The organism is Paeniglutamicibacter psychrophenolicus (genome assembly GCF_030812255.1).
GTDB lineage: Bacteria > Actinomycetota > Actinomycetes > Actinomycetales > Micrococcaceae > Paeniglutamicibacter > Paeniglutamicibacter psychrophenolicus_A.
Genome location: NZ_JAUSSH010000006.1, coordinates 110,979 through 136,700 on the forward strand (window position 1 = coordinate 110,979; position 25,722 = coordinate 136,700).

Below are 25,722 nucleotides of genomic sequence, written 5' to 3' on the forward strand. Positions count from 1 at the left end.
GACAGTCTCGAAAGGACACACCCATCATGGCAACAGGTACCGTTAAGTGGTTCAACGCCGAAAAGGGCTTCGGCTTCATCGCTCCGGACGACAACTCGGATGATGTCTTTGCACACTACTCCGCCATTCAGTCGAACGGCTTCCGCTCGCTCGAAGAGGGCCAGCGCGTAGAGTTCGAAGTTACCCAGGGCCAGAAGGGCCTGCAGGCCACCGATATCCGCGCTGTCTAAGCTCCGGATCATCACCTGCGGCTTTTAGCTGACTAGGCGAGGGCGTCACTCCTTATGGGAGTGGCGCCCTTGCTGTTTAACGATTTACGCCTCACCAGCTGAACGATCCGTGCGGGCTGGCCTTTCTCTCCAGGTGGAACACGAAGTTCTGCGATTCCGGCGGCCCCACGATAACGAACCATGTCTCCATGCCTGCCGGCTGGACCGACCCGCTCTCGAACCGGCGCACGACGAGATTCAAAAACGTCCCGGACTCCGATTGTGACGACTGCTGGATCAGCGCCAGTTCCCGCTTGGCATCGGTGGCCCGGCCCTGCGCCTGCGCGGTTTTCAGGTTCGCCAGGTTCTCCTGCACGATCCCGGACCGAAAACTCGCCAGCGTCTCGTCCGCGTTTCCGGCAATCAGCACCGGTGCGTTGATCCGCCCGAGTGCCTCGGCCAGGTCTGCCAGGCAATGCCCGGGCACCCCGGGGCCGATCCAGGCCGGTTCATTGGTGACCATTGCCGTTCCGGCGTTGGTCCACCGTGCCACCGCAGCCAATAGGTCCGCGGCAATCTGGGCATCGGTCCCCGCCGCGATGCCCTTCACCGGTTCGACCGCGCCGGCCTGCGGGCAATCGCCGGGCAGCGGAAGTGGCTGGGTGTTCGCCTGGGTGGAGGGTGCAGGTTCGGGCGGATCCGGCACAAGGGTGGTGCAGGCGCCCAGGAAACAGGCCAGCAGCCCGGGCGCCAGCATCAACGGAATCCGCCTCATGCCCCACAGCCTACGCCCGGATGAGGTGGCGGTGTGGTGTGCACGATGCCGGGGAATGAATGCGGGCGGGCGCTGGTTGCCGCCTATGTGAGCATTCCTATGTCGATCCTTGATCTTGCCCCCATCCGCCGCGGCGGTTCAGCCGCCGAGACCTTCGCGCAGAGCGTCGAATTGGCGCAAACCGCCGAGGCGACCGGCTACAAACGCGTCTGGTACGCCGAACACCACAACATGAGTTCGATCGCCTCCTCCGCAACCTCGGTGCTCATTGGCCACGTCGCCCACCACACCAACACCATCCGGCTGGGTGCCGGCGGCGTCATGCTGCCCAACCACTCCCCCCTGGTGATCGCCGAACAGTTCGGCACCTTGGAAACGCTCTTCCCGGGCCGCATCGACTTGGGCCTGGGTCGCGCGCCGGGCACCGACCAGGCCACGTTCCGGGCCCTGCGCCGGGATCCTTCCGCCTCAGATGCGTTCCCGCATGACGTGCTGGAGCTGCAGGCGTACTTCGGGCAGAAATCACGCATCGAGGGCGTCAATGCCTACCCCGGCCACGGCACCAACGTCCCGCTCTACATCCTGGGCTCCAGCATGTTCGGGGCCAGGCTTGCCGCCCAACTGGGCCTGCCCTACTCCTTCGCCTCGCATTTCGCCCCCGACGCGCTCGTCCAGGCGACCACCGCGTACCGCAACGAGTTCCAGCCCTCCGAATTCCTCGCCGAGCCCTGGGTCATCGCCGGCGTCGGCGTGGTGGCCGCCGAGACCAACAGCGAGGCCCATGCCATCTTCGAGCAGGTCCGCCGCGACCGCATCCGGCTCTTCCTGGGCCGCAACCGCCCCGTCGAGTTCACCGACGACGAGGTGGAGATGCTGCTTGATTCCCCGCACGGGGATTCGATCATGAACATGCTCAAGTACACCGCGGTCGGCGACGGGGCGGCCGTGGCGCAGTACCTCGAGGAGTTCGCGCGCACCGCGCAGGCCGATGAGCTGATCACCGTGCACAATGCCAGCGACCCGGCCCAGCGCCTGGAATCGGTGAAGATCACCGCCAAGGCCATGGCACCGGCAGGCGTCTAGCGCCGCAACCAAACAGGCCGCGTCGTGCGAAGGCCCCCGAGCATCTGCGTGTTCACCGGCTACTGCACGGCGCGGCCTTCATCGTGCCCCGGTGCCGTCCCGGCTCAGCGTCCCGGGAGCACCCAGCGGCGCACGCCCATCACCAGCAGGGTGATAAGCAGGATCGTCAGCAGCCCGTCGGCGGCGATGTAGAAATAGTGCCAACTCGATCCGCCGGCCTCGACACCGGCCAGCACCGCCTCGGTGCGTTGGGCCAGGAACGGGCGGATCAAGGCGACCTTGGCCAGCAGCACCAGGCCGGTCGAGGCGGCGACCCACAGGAAGGCCTTGTCCAGGCCGCGCTTGATGCAGGAGGCAGCGAGCACGATGAAGAACACGACCTCCACGATGTTCATGGCGGCGAACACCAGCTGCCCGATCCCCAGCCCCAGGGCCAGGGTCATGCCCGGGGCCAGGAACTTCAATGGCGTCTCGATGAAGGAAATCCCGATCAGCAATCCCAGCCACAAGGCAGGTGCCAGGATCCTTCCGGCGGCGGCAAGCAATGCCGTGCGGCTGATGGCCGGGGTGAAGAACCTGGGTGTGGTGTCGCTGTCCATGTATCGACCATACCGCGCGGCGGCGCCCTGATCCGTGCACGAAAAAGTGCCCATTCCCATACGCGTCGAGTCAACATAGGCTGTAATCAATCGGGGTTCAGCCGCAAATCCCGCCCGATCGAGGAAAGAGGGACATGATGGGCAACAGCTTTGACGACACCGTCTTTGACGAGCCGATTGACGACGACATGTACGAGCCGGACGACGGCCGTGACGGCCAGCCCTACGAGGGTTCCTCCGACAGCCCGGAGACCATGACCGCCCTGGATCCGCTGCGCAAACACCTGTACCTGCTCGATGACGACCTCACCGCAGAGGACCAGGACGACGACGAGGAAACCGTCGAAGAGGAGTGGACCGAAGAGGAAGTCCTCGCCGAGGAAACCGAATAGCTCCCGTGCCCGCCTAGGATTGAGGGGAGCGCGAGCCCCACCGGCTCGCGTCCCCAACCCCTCTTCAGGCACAGGAGTCCCCACGTGGTCAATCCGGTACATCTGCGCACCTTGCTGGAAGTGGTGTCGCACAAGTCCTTCGCCGCCGCCGCCCTGGCCCTGGGCTACACGCCCTCGGCGGTCTCCCAGCAGATGTCCGCCCTGGAACGCGACACCTCAACGACACTCTTTGCCCGCAGCGCCAAGAGCATCGAGCCGACACCGGCCGCGCTGACCATGGTGCGCCACGCCAAGCGCGTGCTCACCGACATCGATGCGCTCATGGCCGCGACCTCCACGCCCGACCTTGACCCCAGCGGCAAGCCGCTGCAGGAACTGCGCATCGGGATCTTCCCTTCGCTGGCCACTTTCGCCCTGCCGCGGCTGCTCGGCTCCAGGGATTGGGACCGGCTGGGCATCGCGCTGCGCGTGAATGTGGGAGAGCCGCACCAGACCATCACCGGATTGCGCCGGGACGGCGAACTGGACCTGGCCCTGATCTTCCAGGTCGGCCAGGCGGGGCTGGCCTGGCCGGCGCAGCTCGAACGCCAATGGCTGGGCGACGACCCGTTCCGCGTCGTGGTCCCCGCTTCCTGGAAGCTCGATGGATCCTCGGTCTTTTCCGCCTCCCAGCTGGCCGACATGCCCTGGATCATGCACCACCCGGGTACGTCCGACGCGACGGTGATCTCCCGGCTCTTTGCCGCGTTCAACATCCACCCGCGCGTGGTCGCCCACTCGGACGACTTCAACGCCTCGCTGCACCTGGCCGCCGCGGGGCTGGGCGCGGCCCTGGTCCCGGAGCTGGCCATGCAGCGGGCCCCCGAGGGCATCCAGGTCATCGACGCCCCGGAAATCCGCCTGGCCCGCAGCATCTTCGCGCTGCGGCCCGAAGGCCGGGACAACCCCAAGACCGGGGTGTTCATGGACCGGCTGACCAAGGCGCTGGCTGAGACAAGCATCGGTCCCAAGCGACGCTAGGCAGTGGAGGCTTGCTCAGCGGACGAACGTCGGCTTCAGCCACATCGAGGTGATGCCGGTGTCGTCGGTTCCAATCACCGTGTCGGTCGCAATCCTCGTCAGGCGCCCATCGGCGCCGCCACGGGTGATCCGGCACCAGCCACTTTCCGGGTCGAATTGCGTCCACCACACCTCTGCGGGATCACTGCGGTCGCGGCGAATGGAGACACTTCCGCTCGGACCCAAGGCCGGCTCGTCGACCATCACCACCCCGTCAACAGCACCCTCGGGCCTACCTGGGACACTGAGCCACGATGACCGCGGCGAGTATCCCCAAACGTAAAGGAGGATGCCGTTGGGCATGCCTACCTCGATAAGCACGGTGTCCAGTGCCAGCGAGGCAGGCGAACCCCTGCGCGCCGCCACTTCCCCGGGATCGGTGGGGACGAAGTCAAAGGCCTGGTCCGCCAGGCTGTAGACCGCCCGGCCGGAAACAGGTTGGGTCAGGGGAACTAGATTCATCGATCCTCCTCGGAATCGTCGGGTGGTTCAGGGGCCGGCGCGACACCGTCCTCGCCTCGCGGGCACCCGGCAACACCGGCACTGGCAGGCCGCGCGCCTATTTGTTTCCGCGCACCGTGCTTGAAACGACGGAGACCTTGGCGCCCTTCTTGGCGCGCACCCCTCGGGTTCCAGCCCCGCGGTTATCCAGGATCTTGGAGGAGGAAACCTTTACCGAGGCCTTGTTGGAGGCGGCGATGCCTCCGGTGAAGGTCGCGGGCCGGAATCCCGCCCATCCGTTCTTGCTGATTGCGGTTCCCCGCACCACGGTGTTCTTCCCGCCCGAGGCACTGATGCCCGCTTGGCCGTTGCGCCGGACGAAGGAGTCTAGGACCGCCGTGGCCTGGCCGTTGGATTGCACGCCGATGCCGTGGTTCCAGGTGACGGTCGAGCCGCTCAGCGTGGAGTGGGCGCCGCGCAGCCACACAGCCCCGGTGTTGCCCGGGTTGGCATAGCCGGACACAGTCACATTGCCCATCCGCGCCCGTGTGCCCAGCGTTGCCGCGCGCGCCGTGGTGGCCAGGGTGTACTTGTACTTCTTGCTGCTGGCCTTGGACGTGAAGATGGACCGGTTCCTGTGGTCGATCCAGTAGGTCCCGGCCTTGACCTTGGACTTGGAGGACACCGCGGTCATCTGGGCCCCGTTGGCGAAGAGCACCTGGGCGGAGTTGCATGGGCTCGACGTGTTGCAGGAAAGCTTCGTGGGGGCCTTGGAAGGGATCCGCGCCGTGCCGATCCGGTGCAGCTTGCCCGACTTCTTCGTCGTGACCGCGATGGTCCCGTCGAGCCGGGTGTTGGACCGGGTGTGCCCGATGAGGGTTTGGCGCGGCTTGAGCACCACGTTGCCGGCCTTGTGCGTTCCGGCCTTCAGGCAAATGACCGCCCCGTCGCGGGCCTTGGAGGCGGCCTTGGCAAGGTTCGACCCGGGTTTCACCGTGGTGCTGCAGAAGTTCCGGGGGTTGATGGCCGTGGCCTTGGGGACGGTGGTGCTGGCCTTGATGCCGGTGATCCAGGCCGAGTGCGCGCCGATGCCGGAGGCCCAGGAGCGGAAGGCGTTCCCGGTCAGGGTCTTGGCTGTCCCGGAGGAGGTTGTGGCGGTGGCCGAGCTGATGGTCAGGTCCTTGGCGCGGGTGAACTTCACGCCCACCACATCGCCCAGGCCGAAGACCTTGGCCATCTCCCGCTGGGACGTGCGCTGGGTCCAGGACCGGTAGGGGTTGTTGGCGCTGGCCTTCAACGACCAGGGGTCGGTGCGCGAGCGCAGGTAGGGCTGGCCCGCGCCGCCCCAGACGTCCTCGCTGTTGCGGGTGGCCCCGCCGGTCGAGGAGGAGTACACGGTCTCGGCCAGCCGCCCGGCGTAGGTGACGACCTTGCCGGAAGTGGGCACGCCCGCGGCATTGCGCGAGACGGTGGCGTTGACGGCAGCCTTCCATTTGGCCCCGTAGCCGGGCTGTTCGTTTTCCTTTGCCCAGCCGGTGAACTTCTGGTCGTGGACCTCGTCGGTGACGTTGCAGTCGCAGGATTCCTTGAGCCTGCCGACCTTGCGCATGGCGTAGGTGCGCCCGGCAATCGCCTGGGCCTGCAGCACCGCGGAAGGCCAGGAGGACGGCACCTCGGCCAGGCCGTAGAGGTATTCGTCGTTCAGCCGCAGCGAGGTCACCAGGTTCACCTGGTCCTTGAGCAGTCCCGCTTCCAGGTATCCATGGCGGTAGAGCCCCGGTGCCGAGGACTCGGCGTTGGCCTTGGGGATGGAGATGGTGGCGCTCTTGGACGAGGCCCAGGCGCGCGTGCCCTCCCAGGTGATGCGCAGTTTGCTGCTGGTCTTGTTTTCCTGCGCCTTGGGGTTCTTGTCGTTGGCCCCGTCCTTGTTCGCATCGCGCGGCACCACGTCGTATCCGGCGGCGGTCTTCAGTACGTAGGACAGCTGGGAGCCGCTGCGTTTCAGGGTGAGCGTGGAGCCGGCCGGAGCGGTGTAGGTCTTCTTGGCCGCGGGGTCGGTCACGCGCATGCGTCCGCCGGCAACGGCCAGGGAGCTGCTGCCGGACTTGAGCACCTGCACCCGGATGTCTCCGGCCGGTGCACTCTTGCCGGCGGTGACCTTGGCGGGGTTGTAGTAGTACTGCAGGATGCCGGTGGCACTCCTGCCCTCGGCGGCCATGGCCCGGGCCCCGTATTGGCTCATGCCCACGCCGTGTCCCCAGCCGGCCCCGGTGATGGTGAAGTCGGGAAGCTTCGGGGCCTTGGGCAGCCAGTATGAGGTTCCGTTGGGGCGCACGCCGATGACGCCGCCGCCGAAGTTTTGCCGGGTGTCGGCCCCCGACTTGTATTGCTCGCCCGTCGGGTAGCCGAAGCGGCCGTTTTCCCAGCCGGTGTCCGCCCACGCCCGGGCCATTGCGTTGCGCACCGTCAGCGCGCGGCGCTTGTTCGAGTACACCACGATGCCGTCGCGGTGCGAACGCCACAGTGTCCCGTCCTTGAGCTTGCCCGTTGCCGCGTCGGCCCCGCCGAGGGACCTGGCGGCCTTGGCCAGATAGGACTTGTTGGTGTCCTTGATGCTCGCGGTGGAAACGGCGGCGCCGGCGGGGGCCACGGCCAGCGCCGGAACACCGGGAACCAGCAGTGCGGCAATCAGCACGGCCGATACGGCCAGGGCGGTTTTTCTCATGTCGGTCCTTGGTCCTCGGTGCGGCGGGAAACCGGGCGTTTTCCCGGCGGAACATCAACTACCGATCATATGCCACCGGTTATCGGCCGGTACCCGCCATGACCTGCCGGTTTTGAGCACTACGGGCCCAGCACCACCAGGATGCCGGTCACGCCCAGGCCCAGCACCAGGGCGCTGACGGACAGCACCGCAACCACGTCGGCGTGCAAGAGCTCGGAGCGGATCCCCCAGGAGGAGCGTGCGTAGCGGCGGCGCTGGGTGGCGTAGATGCCCCCGGCGGCCGCCATCGCCAGCACGACCATGGCCAGGATTCCCGCACCGTAATGTGGCAGCCAGCGCAGGAACACCAGGGCCGCGACGCACAGCGCGAGCGTGGTCCGCCCCCAGGACATCACGGTGCGTTCGGGCTGCAGCCCGGGATCCTGGTGGATCGGTTCCCGCGGGCCTGCGCTCATCGGTCCACGGCGATCAGCACGGCCACCACCGCGGCGGCGATGGCGGCGCCCAGGCCCAGGATGGGGACGATCAGCGGCAAGGGCAGGGGCCGCGAGTGGCGCATCGACATCTCGATCCGGCGCCAGCGCAGGGCGGCCCCGGCGCTGACCAGCATGCCGATCACGATCAGCAGCACCGAGATCCCGGTGCGCAGCGGGCCCGGGAATGCGTCGGCGGCGAATGCCTCCAGCGCAATGCCTCCGGCCAGGAAGGCCAGGGCCGTGCGGATCCAGGCCAGGAATGTGCGCTCGTTGGCCAGCGTGAAGCGCGGATCGGGTTCCTTGCCGCCGGGCAGCACCCGCCGGGCCAGGGACCCGCGTTCGTCATTGTCGTTGGTCGATCCCATGGCCCCGGAGTGCTCCCTTGCGCTGTGCTTCCCTGGGGTGCGGCGGCGCGCCGCACCGGTGTGGTGAATTCCTGTTCAGGATACCGGCGACGCCGCGGTGTCCCGCTGTTCAAGTCGGCGATGTTGCCGAGCGGGCGGTTTCGCATCCGGGGTGCATCGGCGATATCTTGGCAGCAGCACCGCAGCCGCAACGACAGGACCAGACCGATCAAGACCTTCATCCATTCCGCCCGCAACGGTTCACTGGGACTCATCGAGTTGCGCCGGCCCGCGGCCATCAACGCGCTGACCCGTGGAATGCTGGTGGAGCTCACCGAGGTGTTCACCGCCTGGGCGCAGGACCCGACCGTCTCCATGGTCGTGTTGCGCGGGGCGGGGGAACGCGGATTCTGCGCCGGCGGTGACATCAAGGACTTCCATGCCGCGGTCACCGAATCGGAGCACGCCCGCTTCCTGGAGTTGTTGTCCCTGGAGTTCGACCTCAACGAGACGATCTCTTCCTACCCCAAGCCGGTGCTCACGCTGGTCCACGGTTTGTGCATGGGCGGCGGGATCGGGCTGGCCTCGCACGCCTCGATCCGCATCACCACCCCCGAGGCGCGCTTCGCGATGCCGGAGACCCGCATCGGCTACAGCCCAGACGTGGGTGGCACGCACCTGATGGGCCGCGCCCCGGGGCACCTGGGCGAATACCTGGTGCTGACCGCCTCCACCTTCAGCGGTGCCGATGCCGTGGAGCTGGGCTTTGCGGACATGATGGTGGAATCCGAGCGCTTTGAGGAGCTGGCCGACGCGCTGGAGGACTTCGAGGCGATGCCCGCACCCGAGATCGCCGCCGGGCTCGAGGTCCTTTTTGGGTCCTTTGCCGCGTCCGGGCTGGCCGCGGCAAGGCCGTGGATCGATGCTGCGTTTTCCGCCCCGGACCTGGCCGGGATCCTGGAGCGCCTCGATGCGATGGGCCACAGAGCCGCCGCCGAGGCCGCCGCGGCGATCCGCGCGAACAGCCCCACCTCGCTTGAATGCGCGTTGGCCGCGGTGCGGGCCGCGCGCGCCGAGGACCACCTGCGCTCGGCGCTGGATCGCGAGCTGCGGGTCGCCGACTACCTGATGCACCGCCCCGACCTCGCCGAGGGCATCCGCGCCCAGGTCATCGACAAGGACCGGAACCCCGCGTGGACCCCGGCCCGGCTGGATGAGGTGGATACCGCCGCGGTTGCCGCGGTCATTGCCGAGGCCCCGTAGCCGACTTATTTCCCCATGGGGCGCAGCGGCGCGATCGATCCGAGCGTCGCTGCTCCCAAGCCCAAGCCTAGGACCAGGAACACTCCCCCGGCGCCCAGGGTGGTGGCAAAGACTCCCACGCCCACCGGGATCGCCGCCTGGCCCAGCCGGTTGCCCAGCAGCCGGATCGACATCCAGGTCCCGCGGGTGCCCTCGGTCGCCGCGGTGGACACCACCGTCATGCTCAGCGGCTGCCCCAGGCCCAGGCCCAGGCCGGCCGCCGCCAGCACCGCCGCCATCGCGGGCACCGGCAAATCCAGCACCAGCAACCCGACAAGCAGCGCCGAGGCGCCCGTGGAGACCAGCAGCAGCCGTGCCCGGCCCACCGCGCGGACCAACCGGTCCATGCCCAGCCGGGAGAGCACAGTGGCCGCGGCCCGCAGCGCCAGCAGGGCGCCGATGGTTTGGGTGGGGATCCCGCGTTCGACGCCCAGCGCCGGCAGGTAGACCTGCAGCAGGTCGATGCTGCACAGCACCATCATGCTCAGCCCGATCGAGGCGATGAGCGTGTTCCGGGCGGCGGGTTCGACCTTCAGCGCGACGCCAAGCTTCACCGGGGCCTTGGAGCCGCCGGCCGCCACCGGGACCGAATGGCGCACCATGAACAGGGTCGCCAGCAGCATCGCGAAGGCGGCGAGCAGGTATGCACGCAGCAGCACCGCGGTATCCGGGTTCACCGCCGCCCCGCCCAGGAACCCCAGCAACAGCGGGGCCGCGGCCTGCGCCACCGCTGTGACCATGGTGTAGAAGCCGAAGACCCGATCCATGTTCCGGGCATTGGCCGAGGCCAGCCGGCCTTGTTCCCCGATGATGCTCATCAGGTGGCCCACGCCCAGGACCGCGTTCCAGCCCAGCAGCGCAGGGAGGGAGGGAGCGGCAAAAAGCAGCCCGGCGCCCGAGACCAGCATCAGCCCCGCGCCACCGAGCAGCACCTGCTTTTCGCCTCCCCTGTCGGTGGCACGACCAATCGCGATGGCCAGGAAGACCGGCAGGATCGAGAAGCTGGCCACCACCAGCCCCAGCAGCCCGGGGTCCACCCCCAGCTCGAGCGCCTTGTAGGAGGTTGCCGGGCGCACCAGGTATACGGCGCCCTGCAGGAAGAAGGCGTGGGCCAGCACCGAGGGGAATCCAATTTTCGGTGCCGATCCGGGTGCGTCCATGGCGACGATTATTCCGCGCCGCTGCCCGGGCCTACGCATTCATGACGAAGTCAGCCTGCCTTGGGCGTGGCCTTGGGTGCCGGGCGCCCCTCGGGCCTTTCGGCGTTCGGATGCACGGGGGCCACGGTGTGGTGTGTGGAGTCCTTGGGCTCCACGCGCTGGGGCGGCACCGTCCCGGCAATGGCTGCCGGGGCGGGCTCGCGGTCGTTGGACCACAGCAGGGGCACGTGCTCGCCGAAGGTGTCGGAGTCCGCTTCCTCCCAGTCCATGGCCCAGCCGCGCTGCGGGTTCTCCAGCAGCTCCCCCGGCGCCAGCCAGTTGTGCAGCCCCGCGTAGCTGCGCGTGGTGAACTGGTCGATGCGCCTGCGCAGCATCCGCAGGTTCAGCTGGCCGGGCGCGCCCACGCCCATCGAGGCCATCAGCTGGGCCGCTTCCTGGACGGTGAGCTTGTGGTAGTTGTAGACCCGGTTGCCCTTGTCCGTGACGTCAAGTGCCCGCATCAGCCGGGGGTCCTGGGTGGCCACGCCGACGGGGCAGCGGTTGGTGTGGCACTTCTGCGCCTGGATGCAGCCGGTGGCCATCATCATGGCGCGCGCGCTGAAGGTGAAGTCGGCGCCCTGGATCAGTCGCTTGACCACGTCGGAGCCGGTGGCGATCTTTCCGGCCGCCCCCAGCCGGATCCTGCCGCGCAACCCGGCGCCGACCAGGGCGTTGTGCACCAGCATCAGGCCCTCCGTCAGCGGGGTGCCCACATGGTCTTCGTATTCCAGCGGGGCGGCACCGGTGCCTCCCTCGGAACCGTCAATGGTGATGAAGTCGGGGGTGATCCCTGTTTCTATCATGGCCTTGCACATGGCGAGCACGTCGGTGCGCGAACCCACACAGAATTTATAGCCGATCGGCTTGCCGCCGGAAAGTTCCCGTAGTTGGGCGACGAACTCCATGAGTTCGCGCGGGGTGCTGAAGGCCGAGTGCGATGCCGGGGAAATGCAGTCGACACCCATCGGAACCCCGCGGGTCTCGGCGATTTCCGCGGTGATCTTGGCCGCCGGAAGCACCCCGCCCAGGCCCGGCTTGGCGCCCTGGGAGAGCTTGATGGTGATGCCCTTGACGTGTTCGTTGGCCGCCTTTTGGGCGAAGACGACGGCGTCGAAGTTTCCCTCCGCATCCCGGCAGCCGAAGTAGCCCGAGCCGATCTCCCAGAACAGGTCGGCTCCGTATTCCAGGTGGTACGGGGCCAGACCGCCTTCTCCGGTTTCCTGGACGAATCCGCCCATGGCGGCGCCCTTGTTCATGGCCAGCACGGCGTTCTTGGACAGCGCCCCGAAGCTCATGGAGGAGACGTTCATCAGCGACATGTCGTAGGGCTGGGTGCAGTCCGGTCCGCCAATCCGCACCCGGTGCTGGTCGCTGCTGACCGGCACCGGGGCGGTGGAATGCAGCAGGAATTCGTAGCCGACCTTGTTGACGTCGCGTTCGGTGCCGAAGGCCTTGTGGCTGTCGGCGCCCTTGGCACGTGCGTAGATGAGCGAGCGGGTGTCGCGGTCAAAGGGCCGTCCGTCGGTGTTCCGCTCGATGAAGTACTGCTGGATCTCGGGGCGGATGGACTCGAACAGGAAGCGCATGCGTCCGAGCACCGGGAAGTTGCGCAGGATCGCATGCTTGGTCTGGATCACGTCGTGGATGCCCAGCCCCAGCAGCAGCAAGGCCAGCGCAGCAATCGCCCACCATCCATCGCGGCCGAAGGACGCGGCGACGATGGTGATGAAGCCGAGCAATGACAACAACGCGATAATCAGGAATCTCACCATGCCTGCGAGCCTACAACTTTCGTGCGCCATTTGGGTCGATTCAGGAATCCGGCACCAACCGGCACCAACTGAAGGGCATTTGCGAAGGCCCAAGCAAAAACCCAAAAGAGGTCACAACCTACTGTCGGGTAAGTTTTTTCGCCAAAAAGCTTGCAAACCTACCGGCGAGTAAGTTCAATGGGTCTAGTCCCTTTTGTTACTCACGTCACAGCTCAATCCCGGGTCAGGACGGCCACCGGCCGATGACCCCTCCCGCTCCACCGTGCCGCAGTGCGCGGCGTACTTCGGTGCGCCCAAAAACGCTGCGGCAAGCCACTGCACCATCCCACGATTTTCCCCCAAGGAGTCCAGTTGAATGCACATATTGCCGCCAAGCGGCACACGTTGCTGCATGCCGTCATCACGGTCCTGCTCGGCCTGTTCCTGATCGCCTTCGTGGCCTTCTACGCGATGTTCTCCTCGCAGGTCGCCACCGGCGCCTCAGAGTTGAACAACGGCATGGGCAAGGCCAACGACGGGGTCTCCAAGCTGGCCGACGGCTCCGGCGCGGCAGCCGCCGGAGCCACGGAGCTGGCCAACGGCACCGGTGCCCTGTCCGCCGGCGCACAGAAGCTGGCCGACGGAGCCCAGGACGCCGCCGCGGGCGCCGACAAGCTCGGTGATGGTGCGGTCTCGCTGCACGCCGGCACCTCAAAGCTCTCCCTCGGCGCGTGGGATGCCGCGGCCGGCGCCTCCAAGCTGGGCAACGGGGCCGGCGACCTGGCAACCGGTGTGGACAAGCTTGCCGCGGGAACCGCTTCACTCGATGCCGCGGCGGGCAAGCTCGATGCCGGGGCCGGCAAGCTGGCCACAGGTGCACGGGATGCCCACACAGGTGCAGGTGCACTGAGTGCGGGCTCGACCAAGCTCGCCACCGGCACCGAATCGCTGGCCACGGGCACAGCGATCCTGGACTCCGGGGCACAGTCGCTCAAGGCCGGAACCCTCGACCTGTCCGCGGGAATGGCGAAGCTGGGCCTGGGAACGGGCCAGGCCAACGCGGGAGCCCAGGACCTGTCCGCCGGCGCTCAGCAGCTCTCCGCCGGTGCCGATGCAACCCGGGACGGGGCCCAGAAGCTTGCCGCAGGAACCCAGGCGGCAAACGCGGGTGCCCAAAAACTCGCGGAAGGAACCTCGAGCGCCGCGGCCGGATCGGACGCCCTGGCCGCCGGAAGCGGCAAACTGCTTGGCGGCGTCGAAGAACTCGCCGCCAAGGCTCCCGCCCTGCTCGAAGGCGTGGCAGGCCTGAAGGACGGCTCAGGCCAGCTTGCCTCCGGCAGCACCAAGCTGGCCGCAGGCACCAAGGCGCTGGCCGCCGCCGCACCGCAATTGCGCGGCGGGATCGTCGCGGCGCAACAAGGTTCCTCCGGCGTCGAGGACGGTGCCAAGAACCTGTCCGACGGGCTGGCCACGGCCGTTGCAAAGACCGCAGAACTGGCCGCCGGAACCGAGCGTCTCTCCGGCGGTCTCGCGGACCTGGCGGCATTCATGAAGGAAAACCCGGCGGTGCCGGCGGGCCTGTTGCTGGATAAGGTCAACGCCCTGAGTTCGGGTTCCCAGGACCTCAACGGCGGGCTGAAGAAGCTGCACTCCGGCACCACCAGCCTGTCCGCCGGTGCCCGGGAACTTGCCGCCGGAAGCAAGCAACTTGCGCAGGGCATGGACGCCCTGAAAGCGGGAACCAAGGAACTTCCCCAGCAGACCGGCGCGCTGGATGACGGTGCACAGGCACTGAAGTCCGGTGCCGCGCAGCTCGATGGAGGACTGGGAAAACTCAGTGACGGTTCCAAGGCCCTGGGCGAAGGCATCGGCGCGCTGAAGGCCGGGGCCACCGATCTGGATGCCGGCGCCAAGAACCTCAACGCGGGACTCGGACAACTCGACGCCGGGTTCAACGATTCTTCCAAGGGCCTGCTGGCAGGCCTGGGCTCGCTGGGCAACGGAGCCTCGCAGCTGGCCGAGGGCACCGATGCCTTGGCCGCCGGAACCACCAAGCTCAACACCGGGGCCGGTTCCCTGGCGCGGGGAACTGCATCATTGGAAGAAGGGGCCGGCAAGCTCGGCACCGGCGCCGATGCCCTGGCCCAGGGCGGAAGCAAGCTCGCGGCCGGAACCTCGGCCCTTGATTCCGGGGCCCTCAAGCTCAACACCGGGGCCAAGGACCTGGCAGCTGGCGGCAAGAAGCTTGCGGCCGGAACGGACCAGCTGGCAGCCGGAACAGGCGAGCTCAAGGCCGGAACCTCCAAACTGGCGGCCAATACCCCTGCCCTGGCCCAGGGCGCCGACTCGGCTGCAGCAGGTGCAGCCAAGGTCAAGAACGGTGCCGGAAACCTGGCTGCAGGCAACGCGAAACTCGCCCGCGGCGCCGAAGACCTCGACGCCGGTGCGGCGAAGCTCGCGGGCGGCACCGAAACACTGGCGTTGGGCCTCGAGGCCCTGCGCAAGGGCACCTCGGACCTGTCCACCGGAGCCACCAAGCTCGACGACGGTGCGGCGAAGCTGGCCGATGGCAACTCCCAGCTCGCCACCGGCCTGTCCACTCTCTCGGAGGGTTCCACGCAACTTGCCAGCGGAACCTCGCGGTTGGAGGCCAGCACGCAGGCGGTCTCGGCAGCCAAGATCAGCAGCGGTCCCAGTGCGCTGCTGCTGCTCATCCCGCTGGCGTTGTTGCTGATCCCGGTGCTGGTCATGGTCCGCAACCGCCGGTACCTGCGCGGCTAGGACGCGGTTCCCATCGCACCCATGCGATGAAAGCAGGAGCAGGTGGCGTGGCCCCGGTTTGGGGCCGCGCCACCTGTGCTTTCCCCGTTGCTGCCATTCGTACCAACAACCGCGAACGAGGAAACCTCGGAAAACGTGCATCGCAGGGAATGCAAGGCACCCCCGTGTTGCTGTACCTGGCATGAACATCAACACCATTCCCATCGCAAAAATGGATGGAACAATGACAACCCTCGACGACTACGCCGCTCAGGTCGTCCTCCTGGTCAATGTCGCCTCACGCTGCGGGCTCACCCCGCAGTACGCGCAGCTTGAACAGCTTCAACGCACCTACGGGAACCGCGGTTTCACCGTGCTCGGATTCCCCAGCAACCAGTTCCTGCAGGAACTGTCCAGCAATGAGGCGATCGCGGAATTCTGTTCGAGCACCTACGGCGTCACCTTCCCGGTCTTCGACCGCATTCGGGTCAACGGCAAGCATGAACACCCGCTGTACACCGAGCTGAAGAAGACAAAGGATGCTTCAGGGAAGGCCGGGCGCATCACGTGGAACTTCGAGAAGTTCCTGCTGATGCCCTCGGGCGAAATCCGGCGATTCCGCCCGCAGACCGTGCCCGATGACCCCGAAATCATTCGCGCAATCGAAGCCAATCTCCCGGGCTAGCGACGCGGTCCCCCACGCAGACCGGTTCGAGCGGTGTTCCGTTCCGGTGCCCGTCACCGTTCTAGGTGTTCGGGCCCCGCAGGCACTAGCGTGTGAGGGGTCGCAAGAATAGTTTGAAGTGAGGAATTTCGTGGGAGCATCAATCCGCATTGGCATTGCCGGTTATGGAAACTTGGGACGCGGGGTGCAGGCAGCGATTGCCAAGAACCCCGACATGGAGTTGGTTGGCGTCTACACCCGACGCGACCCGGCAGCGTTGTCCCTTCCCGGAGGTGCCACGGCCTTCCATATGGATGAGCTGGCCAAGCACACCGAAGACATCGACGTGCTGGTCCTGTGCGGCGGTTCGAAGTCCGACCTGCCCGAGCAGGGCCCGGCCTTGGCCGCCATGTTCAACACCGTCGACAGCTTCGACACCCACGCCAAGATCCCCGAGCACTTCGCCGCCGTCGATGCCCCGGCCACCGCCGCCGGCAAGACCGCGCTGATCTCCGCCGGTTGGGACCCGGGAATGTTCTCCATCAACCGCGTCTACGGCGAGGCGCTGCTTCCCGACGGAGAAACCTACACCTTCTGGGGCCGCGGCCTGAGCCAGGGCCACTCCGACGCCATCCGCAGGGTGCCCGGCGTTGCCGGCGGCGTCCAGTACACGATCCCCAGCACCGAGGCCATCGCCAAGGTACGCGCGGGCGAACGCCCGACCCTGAGTACCCGCGAGAAGCACGTGCGCGAGTGCTTCGTGGTGCTCGAGGACGACGCCGACGCCGCGTCGGTCCGCGAGGCCATCGTGACCATGGAGCACTACTTCGACCAGTACGACACCACTGTGAACTTCATCGATGCCGCCACCCTGGCCTCGGAGCATTCTTCCATGCCGCACGGCGGCTTTGTCTTCCGCAGCGGCAACACCACTGACGAGCACTCCCAGGTCATCGAATATTCGCTGACCCTGCAGTCCAACCCTGAGTTCACCTCCAGCGTGCTGGTGGCCTACGCCCGTGCGGTGCACAAGATGAACCAGGCCGGCCAGATCGGGGCAAAGACGGTCTTCGACGTCGCGCCCGGCTTGTTGTCTCCCAAGTCCCCGGAGCAACTGCGCGCAGAGCTGCTGTAGTTCGCAGCAAGACTTTGTTCTTCGGGTGGGCGCAGACCGCAGGGTCTGCGCCCACCCGTTTTTCACGTCCTACCAGATCACTTCTTGCGTTTGTCCCGCCGCGGTTTGTGCAACCATGGTCGCAGCAACTGCGTGGTTACCGGCAGGAAGATGTAGGTCATCAGCGGGGTGAGAATACATATATTCAGCAGCACCGCCAGTACCAGCGGCCAATCCCCCAAGAAGGGCATCAGCAGGAAGTTGGACAGCAGGCTCAGCGGGAAGAACGGCAGGAAGATGCTGACCGCTTGCTTCCAGCGCGGCGGAACCACGGTCTCCGTAATGGTGAGGTTCGTGTCCCCGGGCTGTTCGAACCAGCCCTCGATTCCGGTGCGGTGTTCGACCTTGGTGATCTCCACTAGTTCGGCCGCGCTGTCGATCCACCAGCTACGTTCCTCGGATTCGTCCCACGCCGCCAAGGCCTTGGCGGAGGAGAACCGGTAGAGGACATGCCATTCGTTGGAGTCGGGAGCGGTGCGGATCCATCCGGATCCAAGGTAGCCGTCCCACTCCCGGGCCAGCACCTGGCCGGCCTGGACCCATGCATTGAAACGACGGTGATGTTCTGGAAGTACCGTCCGGGTTATCGATACGGTGATTGGGGTTGCTTGTGGCATTCCCATAATCTAGTGCCCTCCCGGTTCCCACCACGAATCCGAGGAAAATTTCAGCGATTCGAAGGCTCGAGCCCATGGATATTCCGGGAGCACATGCGTGTTCCCGGTGATGGCTTCCGCGCTTGGAAGTGGGTGTGGAAGTGGGCGTCTATAGCCGCTTGGGTGGCCACTGGGGGCCTGATCCATTTATCTGGGCAGGTGCCATCGAGATGTAGGTGTGGCTGCTGGGCGTGGTGATCTCGAAGGCATGCCGGCCGGCGCCGGAAATCGGGGATTCCGTCCAGCCTGGCGCTTCCTTGGTCATATTGCAGCGTTTGCAGCGCCCCGATGAATTTTCTTCGGTGGTTTTCCCGTCACGGCTCACCTGGACCACGTGGTCAAGTTCCTGGATTCTGCCGTTGCAAAAGGGGGTCCGGCAATATTGGTCACGGACCTTGATGAATTTCTTGAGCTGCCCGGTGAAGAGCCGCCCGGTGGATTCCATGGCCACCAATTTCCCGGTCTCCGGGGCCACATATAGGTTCCGAAGCCAGGTGTCCAATGGATTTTCCGGGCTCCCTGCCAACAGTTCGAGGCCCTTGGCTGCACTGAGGAAACCATGGCCGGGAACCAGCACCGGGTGCTGGGCATCTTCGGTCAGGTTCTCGGCATTCATCACCAGCAGGAGTTCGACAGGAACACTGTCTCCCGCCTTGGTGCCCGTTACCTTCTCAAATGCGGTGTCAGCGGCCACTTGGGCCCGGGACCGGTCGTCTTCCGCACTCCTGGGCTTGTCCACAGCGTTGCGTATAGCCTGCAACATCGGCAGGCCCTGCTCCAGGGGCAATCTGCCGCTGAATTTCACGGTGTAGTCATCAATTTGGTAGCCATCGAAGTAGCGGCGCTTGATGGCAAGATCCTCCAGATCCGCAGCAGCCTTGGGTTCCAGGGCCAGCGCCCAGCAATGGATCCGGTCCCGCAACATGGCGGTTCCAGCCTCGAAGCAGGATTGCTGCCCGTTCCACAGCAGCGCATCAATCAGCTGCCGGTTTTCGACCCGCAGGTCACGCACGCCAGAAACCACCACCAGGGCTTGCTCGAACGTGATCAGTCCGGATCGCATGCCCCGGAGGGTGCTGGGCAGATCTTCGGCCAGGAGCCGCGAGTTGTTCATGAAGCTGGCCCCGCTGTCCGGGGAAACATGCAAAGCCAGGGCCACTTCACCGCGGGTTCCCCATGCGGGGTTGTCCTTCCGCGTCCCTGTTTCCACGCGCTTGGCGATCACCGTATCCTCGAAGGCCACCGCTTGCGCTACTTGCTTCGCCCATGTGGCCGCCTTCAGGGCCTCCAAAGCCCCCAAGGACTCAATCGCCTGGTGAGTTCCCTCGTGCAGCGGGGCAGCGTTCACGGCCGAGGCCACGCAGCGGATCCCGTCAATGCCGGTGCGTGTCACGTGCTCGGCGACCATCGCATCCAGGTCAACTCCCGCAAGCACCAGCGCATCATAAGTGGGGGCTTGTCCTGCGGTCGACATCACGTTCCCATGAAGCGGGTTGCTGCTGCTCGATGACTCCGATGCCATACCACAATTATAGAACTAAACGACGACAATTAGAAGCTGTCATGGCAGGTAATAGAATAAAGATTCTAACTGGATGAAACGGCTCCGATCGTCGGCAAATGCACCCTAAGTCCATGAACGGCCTGCCAGCTAAGACTCCAGAAGCTGCACCAAAACCTTCGACGGGACCGCGGTGATGGCCTCGATGTCGCCGGGTCATGCTCAATTGTTCCGGAGGCATCCGACAGATAGGTGGAACCCCGTTGCGCCCTGCCATCTCGGGGACTTGCCAGGTTCCCGCGAGGCAAATGCTTCAACGACTTCGGAAACCGGCCGTCCATGGACCGCCCCTGGCACCCAAGCCACCTCGTCGAGGGAAAGGCCTTCGCGACAGCCCCGCTCGCAAGTTGCCCCAACACGCCCGGCAGGATCACGCACCAACGCCATGGCCGCACGAGGTCGCGCTGCACCGTCACTGCGACCCCGCCCGAGCCTGCTGGCTCCTACGACCAACCCACCACCAATCGTGCCGCCTGGACGGGAATGGTGGGGTCCACTCCGGTTAGTTGGGCGAAGCGTTTGAGTCGGTTCATCAAGGTGTTGCGGTGGCAGTACAACTGTTCGGCGGCATGTGCAATGCTCCCGGTTTGCAGGTAGGCCTGAACCGCTTCGCCCAATCGACGACGCTCGGTCGCGCCGCAGTGGTCCAGCGCGCGCTCCACCTCGCCCAGCCCCGGAGCGCCCGCCCGTTCCAGCTCTCGCCGGGCCATGCGGGCCCATCCCCGGGCCCACGTCATTGCGCCTTCTTCCGCCGGTTCCAGCAGCCTTGCCAACGCGGCGGCCACGGCGGCGGCGTGCGGAACCTGCTCCAACAGGCAGCCCTCCCCTATCAAGCCGCAGGAGAGTCGCCCAAGGCTCTCGTTGAGCCGCTGGGCCTCCGAGCCGGCACGCTCCTCGAGTGGATAAAAAACCACAAGTGCATCAGCCATGGAATAGGTGAACACCTGGTTGCTCGCCTGCGCATTGGCCAACGCAAGGCGCAGTGCAGGGATATGGTCCCACGGCGCGACCGCGACCACATATTTGGTGCCGGGGTCCTGGCCGAGTTCCTCTGCTATCCGGTCCAACGCGGAAGGCGCCAATTTTTTCTCGCTAAAGAGCGTGGCCAGGTAGCCCTGCCTCTTGCTTGCGGCCTCCGCCTGGATCCTGGCCAGCTCGGCGACATAGGCCCTCTGGGTTTCCCCCGCGTAGCCGTCTACGACCTCCCAGACGCGGGCGGTGTGCTCGACCAGCAATTGTGCGTCCGCGGGCGCGGCAATGGCGGTGATGGCTTCCCAGATCACCGAGAAGTCCAAGCGGATTGCGGTCATCAGCGCCTCAATGGGCACTCCCGCCCGTGCCCTGGAGACTCCCACATCCAGCGCGATGGCATCGCGTTCACGCAGGTAGCCCGGTTCGTCGTCATCCGCCTTCATGGCCAGGATCAGGGCCTTGAACGACGCGCTGCCGGTGCGCCTGATCTCACTGATCGGCAACGGTGATTGGGCGTAGATCGAAATGGTGCCCAGACGAGCAATGAATTCGTCGGTCAGCTTCCCAACGTCCAACCCATCCAGCAGGGCGCTCCAGCGCCCTGAATCGCCTGGTTGGCCGTTTTGCTCGCTTTCGGTGCCTTGGTTCAGTGCCATTCGATCATATTATGTGCTTTTGCACCGTTTGTGGCGTGGAACTCGTTGTGAATCGTGCGGCGCATCACGGTGGATCCTTGGCAAGATAAACATCGTCCCCACAAACCGGATGGCTTGCAGCAACGCACCGGGCCTCCCCTTGAGATCAGGCAGAAAAATCCCATGACCCACACTGGAACACTCGAAGCGGGTGCAACACGGCAGATCTCCGACAAGGAGGCCACCAAGGTTGCCATTGGCGCCCTCATTGGCACCGCCATGGAGTGGTACGACTTCTTCCTCTTCAGCGCCGCCGCCGCGCTGGTATTCAACATCCAGTTCTTCGACAGCCAGAACGCCACGGCTGCCGCCATGGCAGCCTTCGCCACCTTCGGAGTGGGGCTCGTGGCCCGCCCCATCGGCGGAATGATCTTCGGGGTGATGGGCGACAAGATCGGACGCCGCAAGACGCTCATGGTGACCATCGTCGGCATCGGCGTGATCACCGGCCTGATCGGTTTGCTGCCGACCTACGCGGCCATCGGGATTGCCGCGCCGATCCTGCTGGTTCTGCTGCGCATCGCCCAGGGCCTGTTCGTGGGCGGCGAATGGTCCGGAGCCATGACCATCGTGGTGGAAAACGCGCCGCTGCACCGTCGTGCCCGTTACGCGGCACTGCCGCAGATCGGCTCGCCCATTGGCACGATCCTCTCCTCGGGAGGCTTCTTCCTGATGACCGTGTTCCTGTCCCAGGAGAGCTTTGACGCCTGGGGCTGGCGCATCCCGTTCCTGGCCGCGATTCCGATGCTGCTCGTGGCACTGTACATCCGCAGCCGCCTCGACGAGTCCCCCGTGTTCAAGGAATTGATGGAGAAGGGCGAGACCGAAAAGGCCCCGATCCGCACCACGCTCAAGGAATCCTGGAAGCACATCATCATCGGCATGGCTGCCGGCATGCTCGGCATCGGCGGTTTCTACCTGGTCACCGCGTTCGTGGTCTGGTACGGCGTCAATGTGCTGGAATACGAGCGCTCCCTCATGCTGCTGGGCGGCATCATTGCCGCCGTGGTGGAAATCCCGGTATTGATCCTTGGCGGCCGCCTCGGCGAGCGCTTCGGCTCCTCCAAGGTCATCACCTACGGCGGAATCTTCTCCGCGATCATCGCCTGGCCCGCCTTCCTGCTCATCGATTCGGGCAACGACGTGCTGGTCATCGCCGGCATGACCCTGGCCGTCGCGGCGCTCTCGCTGCCCTACGCCGCCTCCGGCACGGTGCTGACCGGGCTGTTCCCGGCGAAGACCCGCTACACCGGCGTCGGATTCGCGCAGAACACCGCCGGCATGATCTCCGGGTTCATCCCACTGGCCGCCACCGCCCTGGTCGCCGCCGCGTCCAACCACTGGTGGCCCGCCGCCGCCATGCTCATCTTCCTCTCGCTGTTCACCGCGGTTGCGGGCGTCATCGCCCCTCGTCTCAGCGTCGACCTGCCCGGCTTCAAGCACTAGCGACCCTCCGGTGTGCACCGCAGGGGCCCCAAATCCTGCGGTTCACACCGGACCCCACAGTCTTCTTTTTACGCTCCACAACAAAGGACCACGACCGCTCATGACCCTGTCAGCCGGCCACCTCATCGTCAAGACCCTCGAAGCCCACGGCGTGGAGCGCATCTATGCGGTTCCGGGTGAAAGCTACCTCGATGTGCTCGACGGGCTTCACGATTCCCCGATCCACACCGTCGTCACCCGCCACGAGGGCGGTGCCGGCTTCATGGCCCTGGCAGAGGGCCGGCTCGGCGAGACTCCCGGCATTGCCATGGTCACCCGGGGCCCCGGTGCCGCGAACGCCATGATCGCGATCCACACCGCCTGGCAGGACGCCACCGCGATGGTGCTGTTCGTCGGGCTGATTCCGCTGGCGGACCGCGGACGGGACTCCTTCCAGGAGTTCAGCCTGGAGGGTTGGTTCTCCACCACCGCCAAGGCGGTCTTTGTGCTCGATGACGAGCACCAGGCCGGCGACGTGGTGGCACGGGCCATGCGCCTGGCCTCCACCGGACGCCCCGGACCGGTCGTGGTCGGACTGCCCGAGGACGTCCTGGTCCGCATGACCTCCTCCCCCGTGCCCGCGGTGCTTCCGTTGCCCGAGGCCGCACCAAGTGCAGCGGGCCTCGACTCGCTGTCCGACCTGCTCGGCCGGGCGATGCGGCCGGCGATCATTGTGGGCGGGGACGGCTGGGATCCGGCCACCTCGGCAAGGCTTGCCGATTTCGCCGAGGCCGCCCACGTGCCGGTGCTGGCCGACTGGCGCGCCTATGACGCGATCGACCACGACTCCCCGGCCTACGCGGGCTGGCTGGGCTATGGCCGGGCCGAACGCACCGTGCAGGCGCTGAACGATGCCGACCTGTTGGTCTTCATCGGCTGCACCCGCGGCGATGTGCTCTCCGAGGGCTACCAGGCCGCGCTGGACACCCCGACCATCGTGGTGTCCCCCGACGCCGAGCTGACGGGCCACGCCGGACGCATCGACGCGCACCTGGGCATCGGCCCGGCGCAATTCGTTTCAGCCCTTCCCTCCGGCGACTCGCTGCGCGGCACGCGCGGCCCGCAGTGGATGGAGAAGCTGCGCGCAGAACAGCTGGACTTCATTGTCCCCGGAGCCGACGGCGGCACCGGCGTGGACCTGGGCATCGCCTTCGAATCCCTCGAGGCCGCCCTGGACCAGGACCGCATCATCACCTACGGCGCTGGCAACGCAACCCTGTGGGGCCACCGCTATCTGTCCCACCACGGTCCGAAATCGCTGGTGGGACCGCGCAACGGCGCCATGGGGCTCTCCGTTCCGGCCGCCGTGGCGGCAAGCATCATGCACCCGGGCCGCCACGTCGTGGCCGTCTGCGGGGACGGGGACTTCTTCATGAACGCCCAGGAACTTGCCGTCTCCTTCGCCCACGGCGGCACCCCGCTGGTCGTCGTGGCGGACAACGGGATCTTCGGCACCATCGTGGACCACCAGCGCCGGCACTACCCGCAGCGCCCCTCGGGCACGTCGATGGAAAACCCGAACTTCGCCCAGTGGATCAAGTCCTTCGGCGGGCACGGCGAATTCGTCGCCACCACCGCGGAGTTTGCCCCGGCACTCGAACGCGCCCTGGCCAGCGGCCTGCCGGCGGTGCTGCACCTGAAGACCGACCCGGCCACCATGGGCCCGGGCACCGTCGCGCACCGATCCGTGGCAAGCGGTGCGGAGGCCCACGCATGAGGCTCGATCTGCTGGTGCGCGCCGGCACCATCCTGACCATGGACGAGGCGCGCCCCACGGCCCGCGAGATGGGGATCATCGGCGGGCGCATCGTGGGGTTCGACGAGGACCTGGCCGGATGCAGCGCGGACCGCACCGAGGACTTCGGCGAGGCGACCATCACCCCCGGCTTCATCGACGCGCACTGCCACACCACCTGGTGGGGGCTGGGGCTCGCCGCCCTGGATCTCTCGGAGGCACGCGGGCTGGAGGAGCTCTACGCCCTGCTCGAGGCCGAGATGGATCGGCTGGCCGCCACCCCCGGCGTGTGGCTCAACGGCACCGGCTTCAACCACAAGAACCACGGCGGCCACTTCCCCGACATCGTACGGCTCGATGCGATCACCGGGGACCGCCCGCTGTACCTGCGCCACGTCTCGGGGCACGCCTCGATCACCAACACCGCCACCCTCGCCCTGGCCGGGGCCCTGGAACCGGGCTTCGCCGATCCCGTGGGCGGCGCCGTGGTGCGCGACGCGCACGGATCGCCCACCGGGCTGGTCGAGGAAGCGGCCCAGGGCATCATCCAGAAGATGCTCCTGCCCTACTCCGCGGAGCAGATCGTCGGTGCCCTGGACGCCGCGACCGCCCGTTACGCCGCCGAGGGCATCACCTCCTTCACCGAGGCCGGCGTCGGCGGCGGCTGGATCGGCCACTCCCCCGTCGAGGTCACCGCCTACCAAGGGGCGCTGGCCGCCGGGAAGCTGCACGCCCGCGCCCAGCTGATGCCGACACTCGACGCGCTGCGCGAGCAGGAATCCCATGCCTCCGACGCCCACGGCAGCGGAACCGGGCTGGGGCTGGACCTGGGCATCACGGCCGGGTTCGGCAACGAGCACCTCTCGCTGGGCCCGGTCAAGGTGTTCATGGACGGCTCGCTGCTGGGTGCCACCGCCGCGGTGACCGAGGACTATTGCGGACACCTGCACAACAGCGGCTACCTGCTCGACGACGCCCAGGCATACCGGGAACGGGTCGCGGCCGCCTACCGCTCCGGCTGGCCCGTGGCGCTGCACGCCATCGGGGATGCGGCCATCGACCTGGCGATCGAGATCATCTCCGGGCTGCAGGAGAAGCACGGCCGCAATGCGCTGCCCAACCGCATCGAGCACTTCGGCATCGCCCGCCCCGACCAGGTCGCGGCCGTGGCCAGGCACGGCATCGCGGTGACCCCGCAGGCATCCTTCATCGGCCCGCTGGGCGACCAGTTCGCCACGCTCGTCGGTCCCGAGCGCGAGGGCTGGCTCTACCGCGGCCAATCGCTGCTGGCCGCCGGGGTCCTGGCCGCCGGCAGCTCGGACTTGCCGGTTGCCGACAACAACGTGCGCCGCGCCATGGCCTCGGCCGTGGACCGCCGGACCGAAAACGGGAAGGTGCTCGGCGGAGCGGCCGAGTGCCTGAGCCCGTTGGAGGCGCTGCGGCTCTACACCGTCAATGCCGCCAAGGCCACCGGCCTGTTCGCCGACCGCGGGTCCCTGGCCCGCGGCAAGCTCGCGGACTTCACGGTGCTTTCCGCCTCCCCGCTGCACGCCGCGGACATTGCCGCGCTCGAAATCCTGGGCACCTTCGTCGGCGGAAAGTCCAGCTACACACGCTCCGCCGCCGCAGTTCCCGCCACCGCCTGATCCCCGCCCCCACCACCTT

The 25,722-nt window shown here is 66.7% G+C and carries 22 protein-coding genes and 1 pseudogene; 11 read left to right on the forward strand and 12 right to left on the reverse strand.

Annotated features, from left to right (window positions below):
* Window positions 1-26: 26 nt before the first annotated feature.
* Window positions 27-230, forward strand: a complete 204-nt coding sequence (gene cspE, locus J2T21_RS10455; protein ID WP_007271190.1) for a transcription antiterminator/RNA stability regulator CspE — start codon at window positions 27-29, stop codon at window positions 228-230.
* A 91-nt stretch (window positions 231-321) separates the two neighbouring features.
* Here cspE and J2T21_RS10460 read toward each other — a convergent pair whose 3' ends face one another.
* Window positions 322-984 carry a hypothetical protein gene (locus J2T21_RS10460; RefSeq protein ID WP_307581165.1) on the reverse strand — a complete coding sequence of 221 codons (663 nt, stop codon included), beginning with the start codon at window positions 982-984 and terminating at the stop codon, window positions 322-324.
* 45 nt (window positions 985-1,029) lie between these two features.
* On the opposite strand from J2T21_RS10460, the gene J2T21_RS10465 reads away from it, so the two are divergent.
* Entirely contained in the window at window positions 1,030-2,067 is a 1,038-nt protein-coding gene (locus tag J2T21_RS10465; protein ID WP_307581166.1) for an LLM class flavin-dependent oxidoreductase, read from the forward strand.
* Between the two features lie 104 nt (window positions 2,068-2,171).
* On the opposite strand, the gene J2T21_RS10470 is transcribed toward J2T21_RS10465, so the two are convergent.
* Window positions 2,172-2,666 (reverse strand): hypothetical protein, encoded by a 495-nt coding sequence (locus J2T21_RS10470; protein ID WP_307581168.1) that lies wholly within the window; start codon window positions 2,664-2,666, stop codon window positions 2,172-2,174.
* Window positions 2,667-2,800: 134 nt separating this feature from the next.
* On the opposite strand from J2T21_RS10470, the gene J2T21_RS10475 reads away from it, so the two are divergent.
* Together J2T21_RS10475 and J2T21_RS10480 are read left to right on the forward strand one after the other, a co-directional pair.
* The gene (locus tag J2T21_RS10475; protein WP_307581170.1) at window positions 2,801-3,058 is read left to right on the forward strand and encodes a hypothetical protein; all 258 of its coding nucleotides are present in this window, start codon (window positions 2,801-2,803) and stop codon (window positions 3,056-3,058) included.
* Between the two features lie 84 nt (window positions 3,059-3,142).
* On the forward strand, window positions 3,143-4,078 hold the full coding sequence (locus J2T21_RS10480; protein WP_307581172.1) for a LysR family transcriptional regulator: 936 nt from the start codon (window positions 3,143-3,145) through the stop codon (window positions 4,076-4,078).
* 15 nt (window positions 4,079-4,093) lie between these two features.
* Here the strand turns inward: J2T21_RS10480 and J2T21_RS10485 are convergent, their stop codons facing one another.
* The 5 genes and pseudogenes from J2T21_RS10485 to J2T21_RS10500 all read right to left on the reverse strand — a co-directional run bounded on the left by J2T21_RS10485 (window position 4,094) and on the right by J2T21_RS10500 (window position 8,124).
* On the reverse strand, window positions 4,094-4,579 hold the full coding sequence (locus J2T21_RS10485; protein WP_307581175.1) for a hypothetical protein: 486 nt from the start codon (window positions 4,577-4,579) through the stop codon (window positions 4,094-4,096).
* A gap of 97 nt (window positions 4,580-4,676) precedes the next feature.
* Window positions 4,677-5,096, reverse strand: a complete 420-nt coding sequence (locus tag J2T21_RS20865; RefSeq protein ID WP_373457923.1) for a right-handed parallel beta-helix repeat-containing protein — start codon at window positions 5,094-5,096, stop codon at window positions 4,677-4,679.
* Window positions 5,097-5,756: 660 nt separating this feature from the next.
* Window positions 5,757-7,283, reverse strand: a pseudogene (locus tag J2T21_RS20870) (SpoIID/LytB domain-containing protein); the annotation flags it as partial.
* Window positions 7,284-7,402: 119 nt separating this feature from the next.
* Entirely contained in the window at window positions 7,403-7,738 is a 336-nt protein-coding gene (locus tag J2T21_RS10495; protein ID WP_307581179.1) for a DUF202 domain-containing protein, read from the reverse strand.
* Window positions 7,735-8,124, reverse strand: coding sequence for a YidH family protein (locus tag J2T21_RS10500; protein ID WP_307581181.1), 390 nt, complete (start codon window positions 8,122-8,124; stop codon window positions 7,735-7,737). Before J2T21_RS10500 ends, J2T21_RS10495 begins: the two co-directional genes overlap by 4 nt.
* 120 nt (window positions 8,125-8,244) lie before the next feature.
* On the opposite strand from J2T21_RS10500, the gene J2T21_RS10505 reads away from it, so the two are divergent.
* Window positions 8,245-9,366, forward strand: a complete 1,122-nt coding sequence (locus J2T21_RS10505) for an enoyl-CoA hydratase/isomerase family protein (protein WP_307581183.1) — start codon at window positions 8,245-8,247, stop codon at window positions 9,364-9,366.
* Between the two features lie 5 nt (window positions 9,367-9,371).
* On the opposite strand, the gene J2T21_RS10510 is transcribed toward J2T21_RS10505, so the two are convergent.
* Together J2T21_RS10510 and J2T21_RS10515 are read right to left on the reverse strand one after the other, a co-directional pair.
* Complete coding sequence (locus J2T21_RS10510) at window positions 9,372-10,565, reverse strand: MFS transporter (RefSeq protein WP_307581185.1); 1,194 nt, start codon at window positions 10,563-10,565, stop codon at window positions 9,372-9,374.
* A gap of 50 nt (window positions 10,566-10,615) precedes the next feature.
* A complete protein-coding gene (locus J2T21_RS10515) occupies window positions 10,616-12,376 on the reverse strand; it encodes an FMN-binding glutamate synthase family protein (protein ID WP_307581187.1) in 1,761 nt (586 codons plus the stop codon).
* A 351-nt stretch (window positions 12,377-12,727) separates the two neighbouring features.
* Between J2T21_RS10515 and J2T21_RS10520 the strand changes: the two genes are divergently transcribed.
* The 3 genes from J2T21_RS10520 (at window position 12,728) to J2T21_RS10530 (ending at window position 16,914) form a co-directional block, all read left to right on the forward strand.
* Window positions 12,728-15,136, forward strand: a complete 2,409-nt coding sequence (locus tag J2T21_RS10520; RefSeq protein WP_307581189.1) for a hypothetical protein — start codon at window positions 12,728-12,730, stop codon at window positions 15,134-15,136.
* Between the two features lie 181 nt (window positions 15,137-15,317).
* Window positions 15,318-15,800: a glutathione peroxidase gene (locus J2T21_RS10525; protein WP_307581190.1), complete on the forward strand. Its 483-nt coding sequence runs from the start codon at window positions 15,318-15,320 to the stop codon at window positions 15,798-15,800.
* Between the two features lie 130 nt (window positions 15,801-15,930).
* Window positions 15,931-16,914: a diaminopimelate dehydrogenase gene (locus J2T21_RS10530; protein WP_307581193.1), complete on the forward strand. Its 984-nt coding sequence runs from the start codon at window positions 15,931-15,933 to the stop codon at window positions 16,912-16,914.
* A 77-nt stretch (window positions 16,915-16,991) separates the two neighbouring features.
* Here the strand turns inward: J2T21_RS10530 and J2T21_RS10535 are convergent, their stop codons facing one another.
* The 3 genes from J2T21_RS10535 to J2T21_RS10545 form a co-directional block, all read right to left on the reverse strand.
* A complete protein-coding gene (locus J2T21_RS10535; RefSeq protein WP_373457916.1) occupies window positions 16,992-17,570 on the reverse strand; it encodes an antibiotic biosynthesis monooxygenase in 579 nt (192 codons plus the stop codon).
* Between the two features lie 148 nt (window positions 17,571-17,718).
* Window positions 17,719-18,969 (reverse strand): DUF222 domain-containing protein, encoded by a 1,251-nt coding sequence (locus J2T21_RS10540; protein WP_307581197.1) that lies wholly within the window; start codon window positions 18,967-18,969, stop codon window positions 17,719-17,721.
* A 644-nt stretch (window positions 18,970-19,613) separates the two neighbouring features.
* Complete coding sequence (locus tag J2T21_RS10545; RefSeq protein WP_307581199.1) at window positions 19,614-20,798, reverse strand: helix-turn-helix domain-containing protein; 1,185 nt, start codon at window positions 20,796-20,798, stop codon at window positions 19,614-19,616.
* A 162-nt stretch (window positions 20,799-20,960) separates the two neighbouring features.
* Between J2T21_RS10545 and J2T21_RS10550 the strand changes: the two genes are divergently transcribed.
* The 3 genes from J2T21_RS10550 (at window position 20,961) to J2T21_RS10560 (ending at window position 25,703) form a co-directional block, all read left to right on the forward strand.
* The gene (locus J2T21_RS10550) at window positions 20,961-22,283 is read left to right on the forward strand and encodes an MFS transporter (RefSeq protein ID WP_307581201.1); all 1,323 of its coding nucleotides are present in this window, start codon (window positions 20,961-20,963) and stop codon (window positions 22,281-22,283) included.
* Window positions 22,284-22,383: 100 nt separating this feature from the next.
* The gene (locus tag J2T21_RS10555; RefSeq protein ID WP_307581203.1) at window positions 22,384-24,039 is read left to right on the forward strand and encodes a thiamine pyrophosphate-dependent enzyme; all 1,656 of its coding nucleotides are present in this window, start codon (window positions 22,384-22,386) and stop codon (window positions 24,037-24,039) included.
* Entirely contained in the window at window positions 24,036-25,703 is a 1,668-nt protein-coding gene (locus J2T21_RS10560) for an amidohydrolase (RefSeq protein WP_307581205.1), read from the forward strand. The genes J2T21_RS10555 and J2T21_RS10560 overlap by 4 nt, the downstream gene beginning before the upstream one ends.
* Window positions 25,704-25,722: the final 19 nt, after the last annotated feature.